This is a genomic window from Microbacterium umsixpiens, assembly GCF_053543675.1.
In genome coordinates, this window is sequence record NZ_JBLVOH010000065.1 from 1 (window position 1) to 1698 (window position 1698).

A 1698-nucleotide genomic window follows, 5' to 3' on the forward strand; every position below is an offset into this window, starting at 1 on the left:
CCGCTCGAAGAGTGCGGGGCTGCTACTCGTTGCCGACGGCCTTGTCCGCGCTGTCCCGGATCTCGTCGATCTTGTCTGCTGCACCCGGGGCGATCTTCTTCGCGAAGTCCGCGACGCCATCGAGGACCTTGTCACTGATGTCCTCGGCCTGGTCGCTCTTGACGGCCTCGGCGATCTTGTCCTTGTTCTGCTCGTAGAGGTCCTTGCCCTTGTTCACCGCGTCATCGATACCCATGTGAATCCCCTTCTCAGGTGTGCGTCGACGGAGAGGCCGACGAGATCATTGTGCACGTCTTGGCGCGGAGAGGAAACTCCCGACACGATACAAAGCACAGAGGGGCCGGACCCGAAGGTCCGACCCCTCTGCGAGGAAGCAGGTGCTTACTTGACGATCTTCGTGACCGTACCGGCGCCCACGGTGCGTCCACCCTCACGGATGGCGAAGCCGAGGCCCTCCTCCATGGCGATCGGCTGGATCAGCTCGACCGTCATGTCGGTGGTGTCGCCGGGCATGACCATCTCGGTGCCCTCGGGCAGCGAGATGACGCCGGTGACGTCGGTGGTGCGGAAGTAGAACTGCGGGCGGTAGTTCGTGTAGAAGGGGTTGTGACGCCCACCCTCGTCCTTGGACAGGATGTACGCGGTGCCCTCGAAGTCGGTGTGCGGCGTGACCGAACCCGGCTTGACGATGACCTGACCGCGCTCGACGTCCTCACGCTTCGTTCCACGGAGCAGGAGACCACAGTTCTCGCCGGCCCAGGCCTCGTCGAGCTGCTTGTGGAACATCTCGATACCCGTGACCGTGGTCTTGACGGTCGGACGGAGTCCGACGATCTCGACCTCGGAGTTGATGGCCAGCGTGCCACGCTCGGCGCGACCCGTGACGACGGTTCCACGACCGGTGATCGTGAAGACGTCCTCGACGGGCATCAGGAACGGCTTGTCACGGTCACGCTCCGGGTCCGGAACGCTGTCGTCGACAGCCTGCATGAGGTCCAGGATCGCCTGGGTCCACTTCTCGTCGCCCTCGAGAGCCTTGAGAGCCGAGACGCGGACGACAGGAGCGTCCTCGTCGAAGCCCTGGGCTGCGAGCAGCTCGCGGACCTCGAGCTCGACGAGCTCCAGGATCTCCTCGTCGTCGACCATGTCCGACTTGTTCAGCGCGACCAGCAGGTACGGCACGCCGACCTGCTTGGCGAGCAGCACGTGCTCACGCGTCTGAGCCATCGGGCCGTCGGTGGCGGCGACCACGAGGATCGCGCCGTCCATCTGAGCAGCACCGGTGATCATGTTCTTGACGTAGTCGGCGTGGCCGGGAGCGTCGACGTGAGCGTAGTGGCGCTTGGGGGTCTCGTACTCGATGTGCGAGATGTTGATGGTGATTCCACGCTGGCGCTCTTCCGGCGCCGAGTCGATGGAAGCGAAGTCACGCTGCACGTTGGTGTCGGACGGGAACTTGTCAGCAAGCACCTTCGAGATCGCTGCGGAGAGCGTGGTCTTGCCGTGGTCGACGTGACCGATCGTTCCGATGTTGACGTGCGGCTTGGTCCGCTCGAACTTGGCCTTAGCCACTGGGTCCTCCTCAGGACGTCGTTGTAAAGGTGACCGGGCACTGGTTTGCGACCGGTTCTCTACGGGTTAGGTTCTCAGTTTAGTAGAGAGGGAATGTGAAGTTGTAGGTGACCTGGGAACCCCCGG

General features: G+C 63.4%; 2 protein-coding genes. Both read right to left on the reverse strand.

Annotated elements, in window-relative coordinates; translation table 11 throughout:
* Positions 1 to 22 precede the first annotated feature (22 nt).
* Positions 23 to 235 (reverse strand): hypothetical protein, encoded by a 213-nt coding sequence (locus ACNPM4_RS06400; RefSeq protein WP_029260920.1) that lies wholly within the window; start codon positions 233 to 235, stop codon positions 23 to 25.
* Positions 236 to 381: 146 nt separating this feature from the next.
* The gene (tuf, locus tag ACNPM4_RS06405; protein WP_028502475.1) at positions 382 to 1572 is read right to left on the reverse strand and encodes an elongation factor Tu; all 1191 of its coding nucleotides are present in this window, start codon (positions 1570 to 1572) and stop codon (positions 382 to 384) included.
* Positions 1573 to 1698 lie beyond the last annotated feature (126 nt).